Here is a 22,318-nt window from a genome sequence, read left to right on the forward strand (position 1 = left end):
TGCCGGTGTTCCCAATCGAAAGGGCAGCATCCCTAGAGAACGCTTTTTTGGAAAACTTCGAACATCATCGTTCTCCGATTGTGACCCGGTTAATGACGGTTCCGGGCGGCAGATTTTTGATCTGCTGCTGAATTTGTGCTCCCAGGCTTCGGTTTACACTGGAATTCAAGGGCCACATATTCGACAGCGTGTCAGAGCCACCAAGCTGCAAATCAATCGCGTGATCAATGTCGCTGCCTGCCGCAATCTGATTGCCAGCGCTTCTATACCTGCTTGCGGCAGATGTGCCAGAACGAGTTGCCTGGCTCACGACCGTATCGCCTTCGGTCAATATCTGGACCTTTAGATCAGCTTCCGTGCGCTGGGCAACCGACCACCCTGGCTTGTAGGTAAGTGCCAGATCGGTACCTACACCCTCTGCCGCTACAGGCGCCGACCTAGCGAGTATTTCCTGCACAGTAGGCACGGCGGAAGATTTTCCCAGCACGATTTCGCTTGTGCTAGGCACACCCTTGGGCAGTGCCGCCTCAACCGCCGCCTGCGTCGTCGTGACCGCCGGGACACTTCCGCGCCCGATCGTCACACCGGATGTCACCAGCCCGACCGCCAGGTTCGCCTGACCGTAGATGGCCTCCGCCGTATCGGGCGATACGCCAGGGATTGCCGATATGACCGAGCCCCCAAGGGTTCCCTTGGGCGTGCCGTCCCATACCGCCCCGACGCCCGACCGGGCATTGTCGAGACCCATGCCGAAGTTCATCGCGCCCAGCGCCCCGAGGCCGCAGCCCGCGCCCAGGCTTTCCGCACAGATCGCCAGGCCACCGATCGCCATGCCCCCGCCGGTTACCATCTGCAGCCCGCCACCGATCGCCTGTTGCGTCCCCACGAGCCGCACGCCCAGCGGGGTCTGGTTGAACGCGTTGACCGCCTGGACCCCGCACAGCAGCGGCGTCTCGCCGCTGCACAACCACGCATCGATCCGCGCCTGGCCTTCCAGCCGGTCACTGCCCTGCGAATAGGCGGTCAGCGCGGCTTGCTGGGCTGGCGTCGTCGGACAAAACGGACCGGCCCGTACGCACTTCGTGACCGCCTCATATGCCTCCAGGCCACCTAGCGCTTTCACCGCGGCGCGGAAGGCGGGATCATGCTCGTAGACATCCGCGACCGGCAGGCCCGGCTTATTGTCCGGTCCGTAGCGACCGAGCGGCGTCACGGTCGCGTTATTCTGCGTCTCGATCCGCGCGGCCACGGTCGCGCTCGCGGCATCCAGCCCCGCGCCCGACGCCACCGCCGCCACCAGCGTCGACACCAGCGCGTCGCGCGCCTGGCCTGCCGACTGGCTCAGCGGCTGGCCGTCCTTGTCCGTCGACGGCGTCGGGCCGCTCTTCAGCAACTGGTTCAGCACCACCGCCGAGGCCGCCCCCATCGCCCCCGCCGAACAGTCCCCCGTGCCGCCCGCCGCCTGGCCCGCACAGCCCACCACCGCCTGCAACGCCGCACGCGCCGCGCTGTTCTCCGCCGTGCTGCCGCCCAGTTCGTCCGCCAGCGCCTTCACCTGCTGCGTCGCCAGACCCTGCAGCACGTTCACTGCAGAGGCCTGCACCAGACCGCTCAGCGAGCCCGTCGCATCGCCGCCCGCCGCGCCCGATACCGCCGTCGCCACCAGACGCGCCGTGCTCCCCGGGCCATAGGCCTCGTGAAGCTTCTCCGCCTGGTTGGTATATCTATCCGCCTCGTCCGTATTGCCGCGCTGCCTAGCCTCTTCGGCCTGCGCCTTCAGCCGGTCCTCCTCGCGCGCCCTGGACGCGAAGAACGCGCTCGTCTCCGTCACCAGAACCTGCGCCGCCTGGAAACCCTGCGCCACCTCCGCCCGCGTCGCATTGGTGAACTGGCGGATCAGCGCCCCGTCATTGGCTGCCCCCGTGTCGCGCGAGATCGTCGCCGCCACCGACCGGCTTGCCGCATCGCCCGTGACCTCGATCGTCCCCGCCCCGATCGCCGAGCGTGTCGTCCCCGACTGCGAGCCCCCCGCCGACAAGGCCATCGGCGGCGTCGCCGTCACCGTCCCCACGCCCGCCACCGATACACCCGGCAGCGCCGTGCCACCGGTCGCCGTCGCAGCGCCCCCGCGATCCATCCCGATCCCACCGATGCCGCCGCCCATCGACACCTGATCCGCGCTCCACTGCTCGCGGTTCGCAATGTCTTGCGCCTCCAGCGTGCCCGTCACCAGGCTGTTGCTCGATGCCTCCGCCGTGCTCGCGATCACCGCGCCCCTCAGCACCGTGTCGCCGCCCACCCGGATCGCAAAGCCCCCGTCACCGGCGTAGAGCCCCGACTGCTCGCCCACGCTGGCGAAGTCTCCCGTCTGGCGACCCTGCGAGACATGGCCGCTGACCGACACCTGCCCGCCGGGGGCCAGCCCCACGCTCGCCCCCAGCGAACCGCTGCTCGACTTCGACCGATAGCTCGCTGTGTCCTGAAGGCTCGCGATCGACAGGCTGCCCGCATCCACGCGCACCCGATCGCCCGATACCAGCGCCCCCTCCAGCGACAGCGCTCCCGGCGTCGTCAGCCGTGCCGTGCCGCCCGCGTCCAGCAGCGTCTCGACATGCGTGACCTCGGTCCCGTCATAGCTGCTCTTCGACGACGACAGGCTCACCGTCGCCTTCGGACCCGACAGGCCCAGCCCGCCCTTGCTCAGCCCCAGATCCGCCGACACACCCAGCGAAAAGCCCGAACTCTTCGCACTCCCGCTCCGGCCGTCCGTCTCCGTCGCAGAGGCCAGCGTGATCGGCCCGGTCGCCGCCAGCGTCAGGTCACGCGCCGCCGCCACCTCCGAACCGCGCACCGCGATCGTCCCCGCGCCCCCCATCCCGGTCGCCACGATCGAAACGTCGCGACCGCGTATCTCGCTGCCCAGCACGGTTTCGTCATGCGACCGGTCCGTCGCGCGCGACTTCGACATGCCGAAGGTGGCGCTCACCGTCACGCCCAGATCGCCGCTGCCCTTCGAAAGCGTCTGCGCCAGGTCCTTGCCCGCATCGACCGTGTTGACCGCCGCCATCCCGCCGGCCAGACCCGCCACCGCCGCCACCCGCGCATTGCCGGTCCCGGTGGCGATCTTCGCCATATCAACCAGATTGCCCACGCTTTGCAGCAGCGGGCTCTGCACCCCGATCGACACGCCGATGCTGGAGCTTTTGGTCGTCTGGGTCGTGTCGCGCGCGTCCAGCACATTGGCGATGCTGACCGATGACCCCTGGAGGAACAGGTCGTTCGCCGCCGCCACCTTGCTGCCACTGATCGATAGCGCACCGCCCGAGACGATCGAGCTATCCCCTGCCGACGTACCGACGACCGAACCGGCATGGGCCAGGTCCGTGACGGTGCGCGCGACATTGGTCTTGGCCACCCCGAGGAACAGCCCGCCGCCGCCCAGCGAGAAGCCGCTCTTCTTCACCGAGGATTGGCTGGACTCGCTATCGGTCGTCGCCAGCGCGCCGATCGTCACCGGGCCCGTCGCCGACAGGTCCAGGCCCGTCGCCGCGACCAGGTTCGCGCCCGTGATCGTCACCGCGCCGCCCGCCGTCACCACCGCGCTGTCGCCCGACAGGGTGGAGGCGATCGCCGTCTCGTCATGGCTGGTCGTGGTCGTCCGCCGGACGGTCGAGGAGAACAGGCCCGACTTCTTGGAATAGGTGCCGACCGTAGAGTCGACCGTGTCGACCACCCCGGTCAGCGTCAGGCTGCCCACGTCCACCGCCAGCGCGCCCTGGCCGACGACGCTCGCCCCCGCGATCCGGACCGCGCCGGGGCTGACGATGGTCAGGTCGCCCGCCGCCTCCACATCGGAGAACAGGTTGGTCGTGCTCGTCGCGCTGGTCGTGGTGTTGCTCTTCTTGCCCGTCCGCTCGGCGCGCGACAGCGTCGCCGTCTCCAGCGCCGACACGATCGAGATGCCCTGCCCGCCATACAGGCTGATCCCGCCATCGCTCGCATCGGTCGTGCGGATCGTGCTGCCCGTGATCGACAGGTCCGCCCCCGCCGCCAGCGAGATCGGCCCTGCCGCGGTCAGGCTGGTGCCGGTGAACCTCGTCGTGGTCGTCGTCACGTTATAGCCGGTATATTTGCCGGTGCGGCCCGACTCGGTCGTCGTCGTGGTCGCGCTGGTGCCGTCTAGCGACAGGTTGCGCGCCGCCGCCAGTTGCGCCGCGCCACCCGCGCTCAGCGTCGCGGCGTTCAGGGTGATGTCGTTCCCCGCCCGCATCGACAGGTCGCCGCCCGCCGCGATCGTCGCGCCGGTGATCCGCTCGGTGGTCGTGGCGCTGTTCGCCCAGTGGCGGCTGTCCTGATAGCTCGCGGTGGCGGACTGGCTGGTGCTAGAGACGGTCTCGGTCGTGATGTCGCGCCCGGCCCGCATCACGAGCCCGGCGGCGGACTGGATGGTGCTTCCCCCCGCCAGCACGATGTCGCGCGCCGCGCTCGCCACCACCGATCCGCCCGAGATCGTCGCACCCTGGGCATTGACCAGATCGCCGCCCTGCGCGGCCAGCGCGACGATGTTGCGCGCCTGGATCGTCCCGCTGTTGGTGATCCCGTCGCTGGAGACGATCGCCACGTCGGAGCCGCCGATCAGCGCACCGCCGGTGATCGCCTTCGGGTCCGCCGCCGTCAGATAGACCACGGGGACCAGCACGTCGCGGCCCGCCACGTTGCTCTTGACGTACCAGACCATCGGCTCGGTCAGCGCCGCGACCTGTTCGGCGGTCAGCGCGATGCCGAGTTGCAGCCCCAGCTTGCTCCCCTGCACCTCGGCGCTCTTCAACAGCCCCTGATACTGGTCGAGCACCGAGCCATAGGACGATAGCTGCGCCTGCCCCGTTCGCGCCTGAACCTCGCGCGAGACGAGCATCGCTTCCATGAAGCCGTCACCCAGCCGCGTGTAGGTGGTCGCACGATCCGGCGAGACGCGGTCGAAGAACCAGGCGGAGTCGTATAGCTTCGCCTCGGACGACAGCGCCGAAATGGTGGAGAACAGATAGGCGGAATTCGGATTGGCGGAATAGGTGAACAGCGACGGCGTGTTGCCGGTCAGGTTGAAGCTCGCCAGGAAGCCGCCCAGAAACGTCCCGTAGCCGATGCTGCCGATCGACGGCACGCCCGCCCGATCGAAACCCGCGACGAGCGCGGGCAGGATCGCCGAAGCCCCCGGCTGGACGGACGAGAAGCCCGTGCCGGATAGGGCGCCGGATGGGGAGACCGATCCACCCGGCGACCCGCTCCAGGCGACATTGCCGACCGCGCCACCATCGGGCGAGGCACCGTCGAGGAAGGTCGCACTCCCCTGCCCCGAAACGGCGTGCGGGGCGAGGCCGTCCAGACCCGATACCGAGCCTGGGCCTCCCGATGCCCCACCGGACAGGGTGGCGGCCGGATTGCTCCCGATCGCGGAGGTGGTGACGCCGGACGCCGCGCCGCCCTGCTGCGAGACGTTCGATAGCGACGAGCCGGACCCGGACACCGTACCCGGTGCGATGCTCCCGCCACCCTGAAGCGACGGGGAGCCGTTGCCGCCGTTCGAATAGGAATCGACCTCGACGTCGAATGCGGACCGGTTTCGTGCGGCTCCAGACAGCGAGGCGCGAGACGTCCCCGCGGCTCTGACAGTCGACGCGACCGAGGTGGCGCTTCCCCCATCGGCAGCACGACCCGTGACCGTATCGCTGCCCAGGTTCATGGCGGTCGCGCCGTTGACGCCCCCACCTGCACTGCCAATGGCTTGGCCGTTCGGCCCCGCATCGGCGGTCGCGCCCAGTTGGACTCCACCACTGGCCGCCGCACCATCGACCGAGGCGGAGAAGCGCCCGCCCCCGCGCGTCACGGAGTCCGCGTCGGAATAGGCATTACCGCTCCACCGCCCGGAGGACGCGTTACCCTGAGCCCGCGCCGTCATCGTCGGCGCGCCGCCCGCCCCGCTCGCCGCACTGCCATCGGTGGACACGCTGCCGGTCGAGGCCGTGCCGGGGTTCGATGCCGATGCGGATGCGTTGATCCCGGTACTTCCGGTACCGGGCGTTGTCTGGCTGTTCGACGTGGGCGATTGATTTGGAACGACCTGCGAACCGGTGAAAGTGTCTGTGCCGACGAGGTTTTTCGCGATGTTGCTGAAGTTGCCGGCCTCGATCGTTATCGCACCGCCCGCCTGGATAAGCGTCGGGGCCGAGGGGATGACCTTGTTGACGCCGTTTTCAACGAGTAGATCAGAAACGTTCTTTACGCTTCCTGTCGTATCTATGGCGATTTTACCGCCGGCTAATATCGATGAATTCTGGTTAACGACATTGCCGTTGACAGCATAAATCGACACGTCATTTGCAGATGATATATAAGAACTACCGGTGTTTTCACTTAACGCCGTATCGCCTGATTTGCTGGCAGGTTCAAATATTTCATAATTTAATGTTGTGTTATAGAAATTGAGCTGGACACAATTTTGGAAACCGCTGAGAGTTTCAGACGATAGTAAGCAGTTTCGCCCCTTTTGAAGATTTTCTGGATATGTAGAAGTAGGTATTTTAACAGCCAACCCTCCACGAAATATTTTTGCGTAATTTTCAATTATGAAATACGATGCTGGATATTTCACCCTACCGTTCTGCGAGGTATAATTTACTACCCCAATTGACGATTCAGCAAGAACAAGCTTCTTAACCGTATTGACTAAATCCCCGCCAGTCAGACGGATCGCAATACTCCCACCAAGCGACTGGATCGTCGCCGACTGGTTCTTTACGTCATGCGCGGTGACATCGATATCGCCTTGCGCGAAGATCAGGCCTTTGCGCTGCGTTTCGCTAGAATAATCATTGGTCAGCGCCCCCCCAGCGGTGAGGGTCAGCCCTTTACCCGAATAGATCGTCCCCACATTGTACAGCGCGCCGACCGCCTCCAGGGTTAGGTTGCCCGAGGTCGCGATGGTGCCGGTGTTGCTGATGTTCGCCGCGCTGATCCGGTAATTGCCGGATGGCGTGAAACTGCCCCTGTTGTTGAAGTCTCCGCCGAGGAACAGCGCGACATCGTCGGCCTTGAACGCACCGGCGGTGTTCAGGAAATTGCCCGCATCGGTCTGGCTCACGATCGATTTGGCGGTGATGCCGCCATTCGCACCGGTCGCATTGTTGACGATATCGCCGCTGCTGGATTTCAGGAAGACGACGCCGTCGGACCAGACGCTGCCCTGATTGGTGAGGGCACCGCTGGTTTTGATAGCAATATTGGCCAAGTCACCGATATCGCGACCGATCGCGACGGGATTGCCACCTCCGCCATGGGTCGTGATCGATCCCGTAGCGGCGATTGTGACGCTCTGGCCGGAGATTGCCACCCGCCCGTCCGAGGCGGTCTTCCCGCCGAGCTTAATTCCGTCCGCCGCCTGGGCGGTCATCCCGATGGCGTCCTGACCGGAATTGAACCCGCTCAGGTCAAGCCCCGCACCGGTGAGGCTCAGACTTTTCCCGGCGACGAATTGCGACGCGGTGGTCGAGCTCACCGCGCCGCTGACCTGCACGGTGAGGTCGTTCACCGCCTGGACCGAGCCATCCAGCAACAGCCCTCGTTCGCGAACACTGCCCGATACCAGGCGCATATCGTTTACGATGCTGAGGTTATGGCCCGCGACCACCCCGCGTGCCGAGACGTCGTCGATATAACGGGACCCGATGAGCAGATAGCCTGCGGTCAGGTTCATGTCGTTGGCGGCGACGATCTGCGACGATCCCTGTGCGACCAGGGCGCCGGGCATGGTCAGGCTGACATTACGTCCCCCGCCGATCTTGCCCGACAGCATCGCGGAAACCAACGTGCCGCTCAGGTCATGGCCGGTGCCATTGATCGAAACGACGCGGGTCCCGCTGCTGGCATCGCTTGTCGTGAACGAAACATCGCGATTGGCCTCAACGATGCCGCCCGAGGCGATCGACAGGATACCGTCCTTAAGGATCACGTCGTTGCTGGCAGCAAGGTACCCCTCGACCGACAGCGTGCCCCCGCCCGTGGTCGTGATCTCCACGTCGCGCCCCGCCACCAATCGTCCGCCGGTCGCGATGGCGGTGCGACCGGTGGTGAAGCCGATGCTGCCCTTGCTGGCGGTCAGCGAACCGCCCAGATCGATCGCCGACAGGGTCCCCAGCCGCACATCGCCCAGATGGCTGGTGAGCGTTCCCCCCGCCGCGATGGTCAGCGACGGCGCCGCGCCGCTATGGCTCGCCATCGTCACATCGCCGTTGGCGACGCTGCTGCCCCCGATCGTCACGCTGTCACCGGTGATGGCCAGCGATCCCGTCGCCGACAGCGCGCCCAGGCTCACCACGGTGCCAGCGCGCAAGCTGATCGTACCCGTACCGATCGCGGGCACCGCCTGCTCCTCGCCCGCCCGCGTCTCGCTGGTCGCTCCCAGGGTCAACCGCGTGGCACTGGACAGGCTGGCGGCGCCGATCGACGACAAGGTGCCGTTGGAGGTCAGGTCGCCGCTGGTCGTGATTTTCAGATCGCCACCGGCGGCGAGACGGCCCGCATGAGTGAAGGTCGCGCCGGAAAGGATGATACCGCCCAGGCTTTTCAAAGAGCCGCTGCCGGTGATCGACAGTGCAGGGATCGACCAGTCGATGCCCTGCGCCGTCTCGACCCCGCCACCGATGGTCAGGCTGTCGGTGCTCACCCCCAGAATGCCATCGGCATGAAGCAGGCCGCTCGTGTCGATCGTGGCGGCGGTCAGCGACGCACCACCGCCCACCTTGCTGGCCGACGCGGTTGCGACGATCGAACCGGCATTGGTGATCGTGCCGGCGCGCAGGGTGATCGCGCCGCCCCGCGCGGTCGGGCCCGATCCTCCGGCGAAAATCCCCGCGCCCTGTCGGTTCGAGATCGCCCCTCCAGTGACGGTCAGTGACACATCGCCCAACGCCACCAGACTGCCTGCCGAGCCATAGCTTCCCGGTGCGGACACTCCGCCCAGCGTCACCGTCATGTCCTGGTTCGACTGCAACAGGCTGCCCGCGCCGAGATCCAGGCCGGTGCCCGCATAGGTCAGGCCGGTATTGCCGACCACCTGCCCGCCCTCTTGAACCGTCAACGTCGTCGCGTCGAGCGACAGCAGTCCGGCGGCATAGACGCCCCCGCCCTGGTCGAGCACACCGCCCAGCGTGACGCTGCCCCCCTTCAACGACACATTGCCGTTGTTCGACAGGATGGCGCCGGTCGAGATCAGCCCCCCGCCGCTGGTCAGGGTGACGCTGCCGACCGGGCTTGCCGCCCCCACCGTACCGCCCGCGATGACCCCGCTATTCGTCAACGCGCCGGTCGCCGAAAGGCGAATCGCCCCCTTCGTCTCCACCGTCGCCCCGCGCAGGACGACGAAATTACCGCCATTGGCCTCGAATTTCAGGTCGGTGCCGTTCAGCCCGGCAGTCGCCCCGCGCAGCGTGATCCCCCCGGCGATCGTCGCGGTGGCGCCGCCGCCTGCCTGCAGGTTGGCGCTATCCATGCCGGAGGCGGTGATGTCGAGGAGGCCGTCCGTCGCGACACTGCCTTCGTTGAAGAACATTCCCCCCGCATCGATGGTCGCCTTGCCCAAGGTGCTGAACGCCCGGATCGCGCCCGATGGATCGACACCGATATGGACGCGGCCTCCAGCATTCAGCGTGGCATCGCCGTTCGCGCCGATCATCCCCAGCGCTTCGATCGCGCCGCTGCTCGACAGCCGAACCATGCCGTCGCTGCCGGTGCCGTAGGCGCTGAGGCGCGTGCCCTCAGCAAGCGTCAGGTCGCCACCGGTCGCGGATACGGTGACGTTCCGCCCTTCCACGCCGCCGTTCAGCGTCAGCGCGCCGCCCGTCGAACGGATCGCGACTTGGCCCACGCCGACGACGTTGCCGCCGATCGTGCCGCTGCCGACCGCCAGATCCATGTCGCCCATGACGGAGAAACCGCCATTCCCGGTCACGCTCGACGCGGTCGCGTTCAGCACGCCGGTCGACAGGATTGACCCGCCTTGGGTGAAGTCGCCCCCTACGGTCAGGGTCAGGCTGCCGACGCTGGTCACCTGCCCTTCCGAAGAGGAAGTCCCGGCCTGGAGCGTGCCACTCGCCCCGAGCATCAGCGCACCCGTGGTGCGGATGGACAGAGCGTCCGTGGCGCCCATCATGCCCGCGACTGTCGCACTCCCCGCCGACATCAGGTTTAGCGTCCGCGCCGTCACTTGGCCGCCGGTCGCGAGATCGATACCGCCTCCGTTGCTGGTCAGCGTCACCGCAGCGTTGCCCCGCAGCGCTCCGCCCAGCGCCAAATCGCGCCCGGTCAGTTCGAGCTTGCCGACCGCATCGCTGGTGCCGCCATGGCTGAGCGTGCCGGTAGCGCCGAGCGTCAGCGCGCCATTGGTGGCGAGCGCCGCATTCTGGACCAGCGCCCCGCCGCTCGTGATCGCCAGCCCGGTCAGCCCGGTCATCGTACCGCCCAGCGTCACGTCACCCCGAACGGCGGCGGTCATCGTCCCCCGCCCACCTTGGCACTGCCCGTCGTCGCCAGCGTCGCCGTGTCCAGCGACAGATTGCCCAACCCTGTGAGCGTTCCGCCAAGCGCCAGCCCTTGCGCGACAAGCGTCGTACGACCGGTCGCACTGACGGCGGCATTCAGGTCGAGCGCCCCGCCGGCCGTCACCTCCAAGTCGCCGAGGCTGGTCATCCTGCCCTGATCGTCGACCCGGCCCGCCGATAGCGTCCCGCCCAGGCCTACGCCCCCCTGGCTGGCGATGGTCAGGTTCTTGCCCGCCTGGATGGTGCCGTTCCCCGTCAGCACCGTCGCGGATAGCGTCAGTCCGTCGAGCGCCTGAAGCGTGGAGGTGCCCCCCAACACCATCGCACCCCCGGCAAGGCCGAGGCCCGCACCGCTCGCCAATCGGCCCGACAGGTTGGTCACGCTCGCGGAGGCCGTCACCTCGCCCAGTGCCGTGGCCGAGCCGGTCAGCGTCAGGCCGCTCGCGGCGATCAGGTCGAGCGCGGCGTTGCCCGCGAGCGAGCCGCCCAGCGTCACCGCATCGCCCTTCACCCGCGCCGCGCCGATCGCGACGATCCGGCTGCTCGCGGCGGTCAGGAGATCGCCCTGCGCCTCAAGCTTCAGCATACCGCCCGACTGGATATCGGCGGTGCTGGCGAGCGACAGTAAACTGTCTGCGGTGGCGGTGAGATTCCCCTCGGCAAGCAGCTTGCCCGCCAGTGAGGTCGCCCCCCGGCTTTGCAGCGTCAGCGCCGCCTTGCTCTCGATATCGCTGGCCTCGCCAAGGGTAAGGGTGCGACCCGAAACCGACAGCCCGCCGACGCCGACCGTCCGACCGTCCAGCGTGATGTCGCGCGCCTCGATCGCAACCGAACCACCCGAGACCGTGCCGCTCGCGACATAGTCGAGCCCGGTGTGGATGCGCAGGTCGGTGCTGGCGGACAGCGTGCCCCGGTGGTCGAACGCTCCGCCGACCGTCATCGTCAGCGCGCCGGCATTGGACGCGACGATGCCCCGATTGACCAGATCGCCCTGAGTCGTGACACCGACCGCACCGGCGGCGGCCATGCTGCCCAACAGACCCAACGTCACCTCGCTGCTCTGGGCGATCAGCGTGGTATCGCTCCAAGCACCGCCCTGAACCGACAGGAGGTGGTCGGCCAACAGCGACAGCGCGCCCTTGGCCGCGACCGTACCGTTGATCTGGACATTGGCCGCCCGAAGCGCGACCTCGCCGTTCGATGCCAGCGACCCATAGGTCATCGACGAACCCAGCGACGGCAGGGTCATCGCGATCGCACCGACCGTCCCGCCCGAGCCGGACCCGCCGCCCGAGGATGATGTTCCGCCCCCGCCGGAGCCCGAACCGCCCCCCGTCCCGCTGGAATTGGAACTGGAGCCCGAGCCGCTGCCGCTCGACCCGCCCGCTGACGCCGGGGTCGCTTCGCCGATCCGCAGCCAGGCGACCGCGTTCAACGCCACGTCCTTGACCGCCTGGATCGTGCCGGTCAGGTCGAGGTCCGACGAAGAGGCCGTGATGGACACCGCGTCGTTGGCCAATATCCGGCCGGGGATCGACACGGCGGTCGCGTTCAGGGTCAGCGCGCCGCCGCTGGCCAGCGTCCCGTCGACCCTCGCCGCGCCCCCGATGTCGAATCGCGTCGGCCCGCTCGCCTGCGTCCGCCCCCCGAGCGTCAACCCGCCCCCGACGCTGAATGCCAGTGCTGCGTCGCTCTGCAGCGTCCCCAATGCGGAGATGGTACCCGCCGAAAGCGTCATGCCGGTCTTGGCATGGGTGGTCGACGCCGCCGCGAGGGCCGCGTCGCCGCCGACCGTCAGGCTCATCGCGCCTTGCGACGTGATCGCCGCCGACGACCGCAGGCTTGCGGCACCGATCGTGGCGTTGCTGCCTGCGTAAAGCGTGCCCGACAGGCTGGCCGCCCCGTCGATCCGGAGGTCGAGATCGCCACCGGCTTGTAGCAGTCCGCTCGACACGCCGTCCCCGCCGACCGCGACGGTCAGAGCAGTTTCGGCGGCGATCTGGCCGCTATTGGCGAATCCACCGCTGGTCGAAACCGACAGCGCCTTGTCGCTGGCGATCAACCCCGCATTGTCGAGTTGGGCGAGGGTTAACGCGAAGCCCTCCCCGCTTTGCAGAACCCCAGCGCTATCCAGGCTCAGATCGCCGAGCCGCGCATCGATTCCCTTCAGGCCGGAGGCGGTACCCAACAGGGTCATCGTCGTACCGTCGAGATACAGCACATCGTTGGTGATGGCCTTGCCCGACAGGGTCAGCATCGGCGCGGCGAGCCGAAGCGCGCCGCTCGATTGCAGGATACCCGTCGAGGTCAACGCGCTGGTCGCATCGAGCGCCAGCTCGTCATTGCCGGTCACACTGCCGCTATTGCGGATCGCCGCCCCGGACAGGTCGATCCGGCCGATCGCCGCCAGCGTCCCCGTCTGGTCGAGCGTCGTACCCGCCGTCAACGCGAAGCGATCATTGCCGCTCGCCACCGCTCCTTGCGTCAGTGCACCGTCGCTATGGATGCCGGCACGGCCCATCGCGACGATCCTGCCCAGCGTCGCGAAACCCTGCGTCCCCACGATATCGAGCGTGCCGCCCGACTGGATGTCCGATGTCTGGTTGAAGCCGATCGCATCGCTGCGGATCGTGAGGCCGGTACCGGTGCCCCCAGCGACCGCACCATAGCTCTTGCCCGACAAGGTCAGGGCCGCGCCCTCCAGTGTCAGATTCCTCCCCGCCTGGACCGTACCGGCCTGGATGATGTCGGCATTTGCCGACAGGGCCAGATCGGCGCTGGCCGCCATCGTGCCATCATTGGCGATCGAATCCGCCAAGGCCTGGATCGAGGCGGCATCCAGCGTGCCGCGATGATCGAACGCGCCGGACGCGATCAGTGCGAAGGCTTTGGTGGTCAGCAATTGACCGGTCGAACCCGTCGACAAGGCGGCGGCATCCAGCGTCAGATTTCCACCCGCCGACAGCGTACCGTCGATCCCCACCGCGCCCGTCATCGCGACGGTGCCGTCCGCAGCCGTCAGCACCTTGCCCGTGAGGCTCAGGGTTTCGCCACTGAGCGAGAGATTGCCGATCGCCTGCACCGTTCCGGGCACGACGATGGCGCGTCCGGTCACGCCGACCATGCCGTTGCCGCCGACCTGCCCCGCCAGCGACACGGATCCAGCCGCCGTCAGCCCGATCGCGCCGTTCGCCTGGATTTGGGAGGACGCACTGGTGCCGAGATCGCCCTGGGACTCGACCGAGAGCGTCCCGCCCGCCTGCAACCCGCCGCCGATGGTCAGGCCAGCGGCGTTGACCGTGAGTGCCTTGGCCGCGGACATCGTCCCACCGATCACGGCCTGCCCCCCGATCCCCAGGGTCAGATTGCCGTCCGCAACCCAGCTACCGTCGAGCCGCGCGTCCCCCGCCAAGGTCATGGCAAGATCGCTGCCCGACTGGATCCCGCCGGTGACGTTGATGTTCGTCGCCCGGAGCGACACGCCCGCGCCGCCCAGCACCATACCCGCCAGGTCGAGCGTCGGGGCCGTCAATGTGGCGATGCCGTTGGTCTGGAACGCGCCGCCCGAGGCGATCGTGAAACTGTCGGTCGCCATTCCCGTGGCGGAGATCAGCCCGGTGGCCGTTCCGCCGACGACCACCTGGCGTCCGGAAACCGTCAGATCGCCGTTCGCGCTCAGGGTTCCGGTCAGGTCGACCACATCGCCGCTAACGGCAGCATAGCTAGTCGACCGGATCTTCCCGCCCAGCTTTTGCGCGTTCCGAGCGACCAGGGTGACGCCGTCGCCTGCAATGTCGCCACCCACCATCTGGCGAAACGACAAGCCGTCGAGCCGCAGCGCACCCGTTGCGGCGATCGCCGCGCTCCCGGCGTCGAGCAGACCACTTGCACGGATGGAAAGGGCATCATTCGACCCCAACCGCCCCACCAGCGTTGCCACGCCGCCGCTCGTCACGCCAACCGGACCGTTCGCCAGAAGCTGCGCATTCTGGTCCATGGCCAGATTACCGACGGTCGACAGCGACACCGCACCCTCAGCCTGGACCACCCCGCCCAGCGACAGACTGCCCGCCTCGAAGGTCAGGGCCTTGGCCACCGCCAGCATACCCGTGAGCGTGGTGTCCCCCACGACCGACAGGGCCGCATCGCCCTTGCTCGTCCAGCTTCCGCCCAGCGTCGCATCGCCCGACACGATGGCGGTCAGCGTCCCCCCCGATTGGACGGTGCCGTTACCGGTCAATCCACTCGCCTGTAGCGAAACCCCACCCACGCCCAGGATCGTCCCGGCATGGTCGAAGGCCGACGACGACAGGGTGGCGACGCCGTTGGTCTCGACCGTGCCGCCGGCCCGGATCGTCAGGCTTTCGCCCGCCGTCACGCCAACCGCGCCAAGCCCTGTCGCCGTGCCCGACACGACAAGCCGACGCGCGGAAAGACCAAGAACGCCACCCGCCCCGACCGTGCCCGAAAGGTCGATCCCGTCCCCCGTCAGCGATGCATCGCCGGTGGCGCTGATCGTGCCGCCCTGCCCCTGAAGCAGCGACAGGCCGCTTAGACCCAGCGCTCCTCCAGCAGTGATCGTCGCTGCCCCCAGGTCGAGCGCCCCGGCGGCGCGGATCGTCAGCGCATCGTTCGTGCCGACCTGTCCCGCCAGCGACACCGCTCCACCCGAAGTCAGGTCGACCGCGCCATTGGCGAGGATCTTGGCCGCCATGCCGCTCGACAGATCACCCGCCGCATCCAGCGACAGCGTCGTCCCCGCCTCGACATCGCCATCGACCGTGACCCTGGCCGCTCTGACCGTCAGCGCCTTGCCGGTCAGCAGGCCACTCGACAAAGCGAGATCGCTGATAACCGTCAGGCGCGTATCGCCGCTCGCCGTCCACTGCCCACCGATCGATCCCGTACCGGCAAGCGTCGCGCTCAGGTCTCCACCCGACCGGACGAGGCCGCTCCCGCTCAGGTCGGTCGCGACGACCGACACGCTGGTTCCGCCAAGCAGCGTCCCCGCAAGGACCAAACTCGGTGCACCGATGGTCGCCAACCCGTTGGTCTGCACCGCCCCGCCGGGCATGATCGACAGACTCTCGCTCGCACGGGCGGATACCGCCCCGAGCCCGGTCGCCATCCCCGACACCGACAAGACGCGCCCCGACAGCGTCAGGGCACCATCCGCCTCGACGATACCCGGCATGTCGATCGTATCGGCTTGCAGCACGGCATTGCCGGACGAACGAACCGCGCCTGCCAGCACCTGTCCGGCGGTCGTGGTCAGGGTCATCCCCGCACCGGATATCTGCCCGCCCTGGCCCTGGTGCAGAGACGCTCCGTTCAGGTCGAGCGCATGGGTCGCGGTGAGGATTGCATTCCCCGCCTCCAGCGCCCCGGCCGCACGGATGGTCAGCGTATCGTTCGCACCGACCTGACCCGCCAGGGCGATCGCCCCAGCCGCGCGGATATCGACCGCGCCATTCGCCAGCAGCCTGGCACCCCCGGATGTGGTCAGCGCGCCCAGGCTCGTCAGCGACGCTATACCGCCCGCCTCCACCGAACCGTCGATGGCGACCGTGCCCGCCTGCAAGTGAAAGGTTTTGGCCGCTAGGATCGTGCCACTGACCGATCCGGTCCCCCCAACACCGAAGGTCGCATTGCCGGCCGCCGACCAGCCACCCCCCAGCGCCGCGTCACCGGCCACGGTGGCGTTCAAGTGGCCACCCGACTGCACCACGCCGCTCGCGTTCAGGCTCGTCGCTTGGAGTGCCACCCCCGCACCGCCCAGCACCGTGCCCGCCAAGTCGAGGATCGGCGCGGTCAGTGTGGCAATGCCGTTGGTCTGGAAAGCGCCGCCCGAGGCGATCGCGAATCCCTCGGTCGCCGTCCCCGCAGCGGCGGCCAGCCCGGTTGCCGTTCCGCTGACGACCAACCGGCGTCCGGCGATGGTCAGATTGCCGTTTGCGCTCAGCGTCCCGGTCAGGTCGACGACATCGCCGCTGAGCGTCGCATCCCCGGTGGAACGGACCGTGCCGCCCAGCTTTTGCCCGTTCTGCGCGACAAGTGTGACGCCGTTCCCAGCGATGTCGCCACCCACCGCCTGGGCAAGCGACAAGCCTTCGAGCCGCAGCAGGCCCGTTGCGGCGATCGCTGCGCTCCCGGCGTCGAGCAGACCATTTGCACGGATGGAAAGGGCATCATTCGACCCCAAGCGTCCCGCCAGCGTCGCCACGCCGCCCGTCACACCAACCGCGCCGTTCGCCAGGAGCTGTGCATTCTCGCCCAAGACCAGATTGCCGATGGTCGACAGCGACAACGCACCCTCGGCCTGGACCACCCCGCCCAGCGACAGGCTACCCGCCTCGAAGGTCAGGGCCTTGGCCACCACAAGCGCGCCCGTGAACGTGGCGTCCCCCACGACCGACAGGGTCGCATCGCCCTTGCTCGTCCAGCTTCCACCCAGCGTCGCATCGCCCGACACGACGGCGGTCAGCGTCGCCCCGGATTGGACCGCGCCGTTACCGGTCAACCCACTCGCCCGCAGCGAAACCCCACTCACGCCCAGGACCGTCCCGGCATGGTCGAAGGCCGACGACGCCAGGGTGGCAACGCCGTTGGTCTCGACCGTACCGCCCGCCCGGATCGTTAGGCTCTCCCCGGCCGTCACGCCGACCGCGCCAAGCCCGGACGCCGTGCCCGACACGACAAGCCGACGCGCGGAAAGATCGAGCGCGCCGCTCGCCCCGACCGTGCCCGAAAGGTCGATCCCGTCCCCCGTCAGCGATGCATCGCCGGTGGCGCCGATAGCGCCGCCCAGCATCTGCCCGGCGGTCGTGGTCAAAGTCACGCCCGCGCCGGATATCCGGCCACCCTGCCCCTGAGTCAGCGACAAGCCGCTCAGGTCCAGCGCCCCCGTCGCGGTGATGGCCGCTGTCCCTACATCGAGCGATCCGGCGGCGCGGATCGTCAGCGAATCGTTCGTGCCGACCTGTCCGGCCAACGACACAGCGCCGTCCGAAATCAGGCCGATCGCGCCATTGGCGAGAATCTTGGCGGACGCACCGCTCGACAGATTGCCCACCGCATCCAGCGACAGAGTCGTTCCCGCCTCGACATCGCCATTGATCGTCACGCTGGCCGCGCCGACCGTCAGCACCTTGCCGGTCAGCAGTCTACCCGACAAAGCGAGGTCGCCGACAACCGTCAGTCGCGTATCGCCGCTCGCCGTCCACTGCCCGCCGATCGATCCCGTCCCGGCAAGCGTCGCGCTCAGGTCGCCGCCTGACCGGACAAGACCGTTGCCGGTCAGGCCGTTCGCGACGACCGACACCCCGCTCCCGCCGAGCAGCGTCCCCGCAAGGGCCAAGGTCGGCGCATCGATGGTCGCCAACCCATTGGTTTGCACCGCCCCGCCGGTCATGATCGACAGGCTCTCGCTCGCACGGGCGGACATTGCCCCGAGCCCGGTCGCCGTCCCCGACACCAGCACTTGCCGCCCCGAAAGCGTCAGGCCGCTTTCGGCTTCAGCAATGCCCGACAGGTCAATGGCATCACCCTGCAACACGGCGTCGCCGGAGGAGCGGATCGCGCCTTCCAGCACCTGCCCGGCGGTCGTGGTCAGGGTCACCCCCGCACCGGATATCTGCCCCCCCTGCCCGTGATGCAGGGATGCGGCGTTCAAGAGAAGTCCATGGGTCGCGGCAAGGGTCGCGTTGCCCGCGTCCAGCCCCGCCGCCGTGCGGATGGTCAGCGTGTCGTTCGCGCTGACCTGACCCGCCAGGGCGATCGCCCCAGCCGTGCGAATATCGACCGCACCATTCGCCAGCAGCCTGGCACCGTCCTGGGTGATAAGCGTGCCCCGGCTTTGCAGCGAAAGCGTACCCCCCGCCTGCACCGAACCGCCGATGCCGATGGTACCCCCCTGCAAGCCGAAGCGCTTGGTCGCCAGCATTGCGCCGCTGACCGATGCCGCGCCGCCGACGGTAAGCGTCGCATCGCCGTTCGCCGTCCAATTGCCGCCCAACGCCGCGTCACCGGCCACGGTGACGTTCAAGTCGCTACCCGACTGCACCGCCCCGCTGGCATTCAAGCCCGTCGCCTGGAGCGCCAGCCCTGCGCCGCCCAACACCGTACCCGCCAGGTCGAGGGTCGGCGCGGTCAGGGTGGCAATACCATTGGTCCGGAACGCGCCGCCCGAGGCGATCGTGAAATGGTCGCTGGCCCTGGCCGTGGCAGAGGTCAGGCCGGTCGTGGGGCCACCGACAACCACTTGCCCGCCCGACAGTGTCAGGCTTCCGCTCGCGCTGAGCGTGCCCGTCAACGACTGCGCGCCGGTCGTGCCCAGCGCGATGTCCGTTGCAAACATCCGCCCCGCCGCCGCCTGGCTCAACGCACCGCCATCGATCCGTGTCACGCCCGCCGACGCCAGCGTCGCATTGCCCAGCCCGATCGCGCCCCCGGCCCCGATCGACAGCGCCCCGGTTCCGATCAACGCGCCCTGGTCGTCGAGCCCGGCATAGATGCCCTTGCCGCCATCCAGGGTGACGCCGTCCTCCGCGCGCCAGGCGACATGGCCGAGCGCTCCGGCAAAGCCCCCGCCCTGGCGGATGGACCGTCCGGTGATGTCGAGCGCGCCACCGGCATAGGTCAGATCGGACAGCGTCACCGTTCCTCGCACCGCCGTCAGCGACACGTCACCCGATGCCGTCGTAGAGCCCAGCGCGATATCGCCATCGCTGGTGATGACCAGCGGTCCGTCGATCGCGGCGACCGTCCCCCGCAGATTGATGCCCAGCCCCGCGCCCGTTCCGATCAGGCGGATGCGATTGGCGTACATGCCGCCAAGCACGGAGGAGTCGATGGCGACTCCGGTGCGCGCGGCGCCATTGTCGGCGCTTATGGCCCGACCGGCATAGTCGAAGACGCCCGCGCCGCCGGCGATCACCACGTCCTTGGCATAGAGGCTGGCATTGATATGCGTGGCGGCGGCGATGATGTCGAAATAGTCGACATTGCCCGCCAGCAACCCCTGCCCCTCCACCGTCACGTCGCCGCCATCGGCGATACGGAAGCCGCTGAACGTCCCGTCCGCACCGAAGCGCAGCGTGGCGGCGGCCAGGCTGACCCGGCTCGTATTGATGAAACCGCAACCGTCGCAGGTGATGCCGGTCGGATTGGCGATCACCAGCGCGGCCCGCCCCCCGAAAATCTCGACCGGCCCCGCGATCGTGGTGCGGACGCCGCCGGTGACTTCGTTGAGGATCAGCGACGCCGGTTTGCCGCCGACCAGATTGGGATTGGCGAGCAGGAAGCCGCTGGTCGCGCTGTTCCCGGTCGTCGGGCTGTTGTCGAAGACCAGCCCTTCCTTGCCCACCGAAAAGCGGTTGAAGACGTTATAGGAGGTGCCGTTCGCGTCAGGCTTCGCGATGTTGACGATCGGCGTGCCACCGGCCGTCACGTCCATCCCCGTTCGGGCATTGGCGGGCTGAACGGGCGCCACCGCGACCGGTGCGGTGGTCTGGGTCAGCGCAGGCGACAGCGCCGAGGACGCCAGCGCGGTCGCGACTAGGGCGCGCAGGGCCCTTCGGCGTCCGCATCGCCGCTCCCCGGCCCAAGAAGAACCCAGGGCACGAACGACCATCGCCGACATTACAAGGTGATCCTGATATTGGTGCTGAACAAGGTAGGGGAATGCCGCACCCAGACCGGTGCGGAGAGCGGCACCGCGAGCGTGAATTCCGCCTGGACATGCCGTCCGCGCGCCATCAGCCCGGCACTGAGCGACTGGAGCGATCCGCGCTCGAACGGGTCCCCGCGAACGGGCCGGATCGCCCCGACGTCATAGGCGAGATAGGCGGACACCGCCGTCGCCAACTCGGGATACGCCTTGCCCAGATCGATCAGGCCGATACCCAGTTGATCGCGAAACGCGATGCCCGTCCGCCCGGAAATCCCGTCATCGCGGAACCCCCCGGACCGTGGACGGGCCACCCAGGCTGAACCGGTCGGCGGGAAAGACATTGTCGAGCGACCATTGCCCGCGCAGCACGAAGACGTTGGTCATTCGCGACTTCCCTATTTCGAAGGGCGTCTGCGCCATTGTGTCGAGCCGCAATCGGTGGAAGCGCCCCGTCGCCCCACCCGGTCCGGTGTCGACCGTATGCGCGCCCAACGCGCCCAGCCCCTGGTCATAGCTGCCCGACACACTCAACTGCGTCTTGGCGACCCGCCGCTGCCAGCGTATCCCGACGTCGCCCGTCACGATCCGATAGCTGCCCGATCGCAGGGTGATCCCGTGGACCAGATTGCGCGTATCGAGCAGCGACAGTCCGGCGGACAGCGACAGCTTGGTCTGGGCGTCGCGGAATACCATGCGGTCCAGCGTCGCGGAGCCGGTCAGGGTCCGCCCGCTCGCCGTGAAGCGCAGGCCGTTGCCCTCCAGCACCGATCGATAGCCCGACGCCCCCGCCGACATGGATACCGTCCACCAACCCTGCGGCAGGGACAGGAACCCACCATAGGCATAGGCGCGCCGTTCGCGATCGGGGCTGGCATTGCCCTGATAGTAGAGCGACCAGCTATCGGCGACGCCGAGCAGCGAATCGATTTCCAATCCGGCGGACGCCTGCCACCGTCCGGTATTGGCCGCGCCCTGATCATTGATGGTGATCGACGGGCGTATCCAGCGCGACAGCGGCTGGCGATCCACCAGGACCAGGCTGGTTCCGGGCACGTCACCCGGCGCGATGTCGATCTTCGGATCGCCCTTGGCCAGACGCGCGAGCTGGTCGACGCCTTGTTCCAGCGCGCGCAGATTCAATCGGTCGCCGGGACGCGCGGGAAAGGCCGCCTCCATCTCGCCCGTACCGTAGCTCCGACCGTCTCCAGCCCCTTTGAAACCGCCGACCTGGCCTTCGATGACCGTGATCGTCAGCGCCCCCGATTTCAGATCCTGCGGCCCGACAAAGGCCCGGGTGGTGACGAATCCGTCATGGACATAGCGGTCGGTAATTGCCCGGAGGCCTGCGTCGATGGCCGCGATACCGACGCATGACCCGCGCAGCGGATCGAGTATCGCGGAAAAGCTCTTGAGCGGATAACGGCTCGCCCCGACCAGTCGAACCGACTTGATTGCCGCACAACCGCCGCCATCGGGGCCTGCGGTATCCGGCGACCGGACTTCCTTGCCGGTCGGAGCCCGACTTTGCGAGCGATCGAACTGCTCGGCCCGATCACGCGCCTGCTGCTGTTGCTGTTCCTGAATCCGCTGCGCCTCGCGGTCGATCTGCGCGGCCTGAGCAACGACCGGCAAAGGTATCGAAATGGCCAGCGCGGCACTGCCATATAGCCCTAACGCGGCTATCCCCTGTTTCGAACGGCTCCCCACGCCGCGTTAATAGTAAAATCGTTTTCATCTGCGATACGAAATGCTGGTTAATCTTTCATTCATCATCTAACTGACGGTTGAAACTCATGTTATATTTCAACCAAATTGGTTGTTTGTTTTACGATCTCGGTTTTTAGGGCCGTGTTGGAGCATCGCGGGGTTTCTGCCCGAATAATGTACGTGGCGCTGATCCTGGCGGTGATCGCGTCGCGTTAAGGCCTCCGATCGGTGGCCGGGGCTGCACCCTTGCCTTCACCGTCCGGGCCATCGTCCAACCCACGCGCCTGGACCTTGCGACGCTTCAGATTCTCTCGGAGCGCCGCCGCCAGCCGTTCCGCGCGTTCGTCTT

At 67.7% G+C, this 22,318-nt stretch carries 4 protein-coding genes; all 4 read right to left on the reverse strand.

Annotated elements, in window-relative coordinates:
* Window positions 1–64: 64 nt before the first annotated feature.
* From QE379_RS19375 to QE379_RS19390, 4 genes are read right to left on the reverse strand one after another with little or no spacing between them, the layout of a single operon-like run.
* Complete coding sequence (locus tag QE379_RS19375) at window positions 65–10,546, reverse strand: hemagglutinin repeat-containing protein (protein ID WP_307002968.1); 10,482 nt, start codon at window positions 10,544–10,546, stop codon at window positions 65–67.
* A complete protein-coding gene (locus tag QE379_RS19380; protein ID WP_307002970.1) occupies window positions 10,543–20,223 on the reverse strand; it encodes a filamentous hemagglutinin N-terminal domain-containing protein in 9,681 nt (3,226 codons plus the stop codon). The genes QE379_RS19375 and QE379_RS19380 overlap by 4 nt, the downstream gene beginning before the upstream one ends.
* Before the next feature lie 8 nt (window positions 20,224–20,231).
* A complete protein-coding gene (locus QE379_RS19385; protein WP_307002971.1) occupies window positions 20,232–20,573 on the reverse strand; it encodes a hypothetical protein in 342 nt (113 codons plus the stop codon).
* On the reverse strand, window positions 20,539–21,894 hold the full coding sequence (locus tag QE379_RS19390; RefSeq protein ID WP_307002972.1) for a ShlB/FhaC/HecB family hemolysin secretion/activation protein: 1,356 nt from the start codon (window positions 21,892–21,894) through the stop codon (window positions 20,539–20,541). Before QE379_RS19390 ends, QE379_RS19385 begins: the two co-directional genes overlap by 35 nt.
* Between the last annotated feature and the right edge of the window lie 424 nt (window positions 21,895–22,318).

It is taken from the genome of Sphingomonas sp. SORGH_AS_0879 (assembly GCF_030819175.1).
Lineage (GTDB): Bacteria > Pseudomonadota > Alphaproteobacteria > Sphingomonadales > Sphingomonadaceae > Sphingomonas.